The organism is Arthrobacter sp., from assembly GCF_031988865.1.
GTDB lineage: Bacteria > Actinomycetota > Actinomycetes > Actinomycetales > Micrococcaceae > Arthrobacter_B.
In genome coordinates this window covers 1-5044 of record NZ_DALZXY010000143.1, presented here as the reverse complement: position 1 = coordinate 5044, position 5044 = coordinate 1, and the positions used below count along the sequence as shown (strand labels likewise).

The following is a 5044-nucleotide window of genomic DNA, read 5'->3' as shown; positions in this document are numbered from 1 at the left end:
CTGGGTCATCCAGCGGGAAACACTGAGCCCGGCCGAGTACGCCGAAATGTGGCTGCGCGATGCAGCCGAGAACCGGGACCGGAACGACTACGCCGCCTCCTACGCCGCCTACCTTGAAGACTTTGCCTCCCGGAACACCACCGCCGTCGGCTTCGGCTCCGTCTGGATGCGCCGCCGTGCGGATCCGGAGGCTGCTCCGCTGCGCCGCTTCGAGGACATCGCCCATCCGCTCGAGTCGCCGATCGGCCCGCACCTCGGCGCCGCCGTCGACCGGTTCGACTGGGCAGACGCCCACCCCGACCTGGCTCCCGAACACCTGGTGGTGGCCGACGACGTTACGGAGGAACGCCACCAGCGTCCAGGGGCCGAACATCCCGGGGTCATACTGTTAAGGCAGGGCGCCGGCCTGCGCCGCACCAACCTGATGAGCACCGAGCTGACCGGGTTCGTCTCGGCCTGCGACGGCGACCTGCCCGCCGGGGCGATCATCGCGGCGCTGGGTGCCCTCCTTGGACGGGACGATCCGGAATTCGCCGTGGGGCTCGAAACAGAAGTGCGAAATCTCATCCTGGAGGGATTCCTCCTGCCGGTGCAGCCCTAATACCACTGCCCGGAATTGGGGCCGCGTCGGCGCCCCCAGCCGGTTGAGGTTACCCTTGTGCTTGGGAAAACCCCATACTGTCTTAGGATGAGCAGGCCTGCGGTCCTTTCCGCGCCGCCCTCATTTTCATTTGATCTACCCCGTACGTAGGAGAACAGTGCCAGTTAAGGCAACGGACAAGTCGACCGGCAAAAAGAAGAAGTTGGTAATTGTCGAGTCCCCGGCCAAGGGCAAGACCATCGCCGGCTATCTCGGCGAAGGTTTCGAAGTGACGGCCTCGATGGGGCACATCCGCGACCTTCCCCAGCCCTCGGACCTTCCCGCAGAGCTGAAGAAGACCTCGCTGGGCAAGTTCGCCGTCGACGTCGAAAAGGACTTCGAGCCGTACTACGTCGTCTCCACGGACAAAAAGAAAAAGGTCGCCGAGCTCAAGGCCGCGCTCAAGGACGCCGACGAACTTTACCTCGCAACTGACGGTGACCGCGAAGGCGAAGCCATCGCGTGGCACCTGCTCCAGGTCCTGAAGCCCAAGGTGCCCGTGCACCGCCTGACCTTCCCCGAGATCACCAAGGAAGCCATCCAGCGCGCCCTGCAGGAAATGCGGGACATCGACATTTCCATGGTTGACGCGCAGGAAACCCGCCGCATCCTGGACCGCCTGTACGGCTACGAAATCTCCCCCGTGCTCTGGCGCAAGGTGGCCCGCGGCCTGTCCGCCGGCCGCGTCCAGTCAGTGGCCACCCGTCTCGTTGTGGAGCGCGAACGCGAACGCATGGCCTTCCGCTCCGCGTCCTACTGGGACCTGCTGGGCACCTTCGCCACCGCGTCCTCGGAGACTTTCAAGGCCCGTCTGACGTCGGTCGACGGCGCCCGGATCGCCACCGGCAAGGACTTCACCGACCGCGGTGAACTGAAGTCCAAGAACATTACCCACCTGGACGAGGCAGCGGCGGTGTCCCTGGCCGCTGGCCTGGAATCGTCGTCGTTCTCTGTCCGGTCGCTGGAGACCAAGCCGTACACCCGCCGGCCGGCCGCACCGTTCACCACCTCCACGCTGCAGCAGGAAGCCAGCCGGAAGCTGCGCTTCTCCGCCCGCGTGACCATGCAGGTGGCGCAGCGGCTGTATGAAAACGGCTACATCACCTATATGCGTACCGACTCGTCGGCGCTTTCGGACCAGGCCATCAACGCGGCCCGCCGCCAGGCCTCGGAGCTCTACGGCCCCGAATACGTGCCCGAATCCAGCCGCGTCTACAAGGGCAAGTCCAAGAACGCCCAGGAAGCCCACGAGGCTATCCGCCCCTCCGGCGATTCCTTCCGCACCCCGGCACAGGTGGCCTCGTCGCTGCGCGGCGACGAGTTCAAGCTGTACGAGCTGATCTGGAAGCGCACCGTCGCCTCCCAGATGGCCGATGCCAAGGGCTCGACGGCGTCTGTAAAGCTCGGCGCGGTGTCCGCGGACGGGCGCGACGCCGAGTTCTCGGCCTCCGGTACGGTCATCACCTTCCGCGGATTTATGGCCGCCTACGAGGAGGGGCAGGACGCTTCCCGGAACGAGGATGACGGCTCCGGGGACAGCCGCCTGCCGGTCCTGAAGAAGGATGACCCGCTGACCGCCGCGGAGCTGGCCGCCGGCGGCCACGAGACCTCCCCGCCGCCGCGCTTCACCGAAGCGTCGCTGGTGAAGATGCTCGAAGAGCTCGGCATCGGCCGGCCGTCCACGTACGCCGCCACCATCTCCACCATCATGGACCGCGGCTACGTGACCGTCCGCGGCCAGGCACTGGTTCCGAGCTGGATTGCGTTCTCCGTGGTGCGCCTGCTGGAGGAGCACTTCACCGACTACGTGGATTACGATTTCACCGCGGCGATGGAAGAGGACCTGGACCGCATTGCCCGCGGTGAAGCCGGCCGCGTGGACTGGCTGAACAAGTTCTACTATGGCGACCGCGTTGATACCGGCCTGCACACCATCGTCAACGACCTCGGCGAGATCGACGCCCGCGCGGTGAACTCCATCGAGATCGCTGACGGCATTGTGCTGCGTGTGGGTAAGTTCGGACCCTACCTGGAGCGCCCGCTGCCCGCGGACGCACCGGAAGGCACGGAGCCGGACCGCGCCAACGTTCCCGAGGACCTGGCCCCGGATGAACTGACCGCCGAAAAGGCGATCGAACTGATGAACAGTGCCGGTCCCGAGGAACGCGTGCTCGGCGAGGACCCCGAAACCGGGCGCACCATCGTGGCGCGCAACGGCCGCTACGGGCCCTACGTCATCGAACTGATCCCGGAGCCCACGGCCGAGGAACTGGCCAACCAGCCGGTGGAGTACTACAAGAACGGCAAGCCCAAGCCGCCGAAGAAGCCCGTCAAGGTCAAGCCGCGCACCGGTTCGCTCTTCAAATCGATGAGCGTCGAGACGGTCACTCTTGAGGAGGCGCTGAAGCTTATGCGCCTGCCCCGCGTGCTGGGCACCGACGCCGAGGGCAATGAGATCACCGTGCAGAACGGCCGGTTTGGGCCGTACCTGAAGAAGGGCACGGACTCCCGTTCGATCGGCTCCGAGGAGGAGATCTTCACGATCACCCTGGAGCAGGCCCTGGAGATCTACTCGCAGCCCAAGCAGCGCGGGGGACGCCAGGCGGCGGCCCCGCTGGCGGAGTTCGGCACCGATCCGGTGTCGGAGAAGCCCGTGGTGGTCAAGGACGGCCGCTTCGGCCCGTACATCACCGACGGCATCACGAACATCACGGTCCCGCGGTCCATGGCGATCGAGGAACTGACCCGCGAACGGGCCCTGGAACTCCTGGCCGAAAAGCGCGAGAAGGGCCCGGCCAAGAAGCCCGTCCGCAAGCGCGCCACGGCCAAGAAGTAAGTGTGCCGAATGCCGTGCGTTGGTTCCGGGTCCCTGCACAGGGCCCGGAACAAACGCGCGGTTCAGGCAGCGCGATAATGGGATCATGCGACTAGGCGTCCTGGATATCGGGTCCAATACCGTCCACCTGCTCCTGGTGGACGCCCATCCGGGTGCCCGCCCGGTGCCCTTCGCCTCCCATAAGCGTCCGCTGCAGTTGGTCGCCCATCTGGACAGCGACGGCGCCATCACGGACGAGGGCCGGCGCCTGCTGGTGGAATTCGTGGAAGAAGCCCGCGACTTCGCGGCCCAGCACCGGGCCCAGGACCTGCTGGCCTTTTGCACTTCCGCCATCCGGGAAGCGGCCAACGGGCCTTTGGTGCTGGAGCATGTGGAACTCGAAACCGGCGTCGAGCTCAAGGAACTGAGCGGACGGCAGGAAGCGTCCATGACTTACCTGGCGGCCAGGCGCTGGTACGGCTGGGGTGCGGGAACCCTGCTGGACCTGGACATCGGCGGAGGGTCCTTCGAGATGGCCCAGGGCCAGGATGAACTGCCCGACGTCGCCGTCTCGGTCCCGCTCGGAGCCGGACGTCTCACCCGGGACTGGCTGGAAGGCGATCCGCCCACCCCCGGCAGTGTGGCAGCCCTGCGGGCCTACATCCGGAATACCGTGCACGACGCTTCCCTGGAGTTCCTGCCCTACGGGGCACCGGACCTGGCCACCGGTACCTCCAAGACTTTCCGGTCCCTGGCCCGCCTGACGGGCGCTGCGCCGTCGCTGGCTGGGCCCTACGCCCGGCGCCGGCTGCGCCGCAAAGACCTCTCGGCACTGACGCTGCGGCTGGCCGCGATGAGCGTGGCCGAACGGTCGCGCCTCGACGGAGTCTCCGGTCTCCGGGCGCCTCAGGTGCTCGCCGGAGCGCTGGTCGCTGAAGCAGCGATGGAAGCCTTCAACCTGAAATCCCTGCGCATTTGCCCGTGGGCACTGCGCGAGGGGCTGATCCTGCAGCGTTTCGATACGCTGCGCTTCGATACTCCCGGTCCCTTGCCGGCCGGGCCCGAAACATACCCGCCAGAACGAGCCGGGACCCTGGTCCTGGCTGCTGCCGGTGAACCGAGCGGAAGTACGATGCCATGACCCTGACCTCCCCGAACCCCGTCCAGCCGGATGCCAACCTGCCACACATCCCGGTGGCCCTGTCCAGCTCCTCGGTCTATCCGCTGTCCGTCCATGACACATTCGCCGTCGCCCACGACCTGGGCTACGACGGCGTGGAGGTGATGGTCACCGGCAGTCAGATCAGCCGGAACCCGGAGACCCTCAAGGGCCTGATCGACCGGTACCAGCTGCCGGTGATGGCCATCCACGCCCCGACCCTGCTGCTCACCCAGCAGGTCTGGGGCAAGGCCTGGACCAAGATTGAACTCTCCGCAGCCATGGCTGCCGAGGTGGGCGCGCACATTGTTGTGGCGCATCCGCCCTTCCGCTGGCAGACCGGGTACGCCGAGAACTTTGCCGAAGGAGTCCGGCGGATCGCGGAGGATTATGGCGTCACCATTGCCGTGGAGAACATGTATCCGTGGCG

Annotated in this window: 3 protein-coding genes and 1 pseudogene; all 4 read left to right on the top strand. The window is 66.5% G+C overall.

Translation table 11 applies throughout. The features are described from left to right. A pseudogene (locus tag RTN46_RS16380) lies at window positions 1-601 on the top strand (SAM-dependent methyltransferase); the annotation flags it as partial. 157 nt (window positions 602-758) lie between these two features. After that, window positions 759-3476: a type I DNA topoisomerase gene (topA, locus tag RTN46_RS16375; RefSeq protein ID WP_312182979.1), complete on the top strand. Its 2718-nt coding sequence runs from the start codon at window positions 759-761 to the stop codon at window positions 3474-3476. An 85-nt stretch (window positions 3477-3561) separates the two neighbouring features. Continuing rightward, window positions 3562-4596 (top strand): Ppx/GppA phosphatase family protein, encoded by a 1035-nt coding sequence (locus tag RTN46_RS16370; RefSeq protein ID WP_312182978.1) that lies wholly within the window; start codon window positions 3562-3564, stop codon window positions 4594-4596. After that, window positions 4593-5044: TIM barrel protein (locus RTN46_RS16365; RefSeq protein ID WP_312182977.1), on the top strand; the 452-nt coding region annotated here is incomplete at its 3' end. The genes RTN46_RS16370 and RTN46_RS16365, both read left to right, overlap by 4 nt.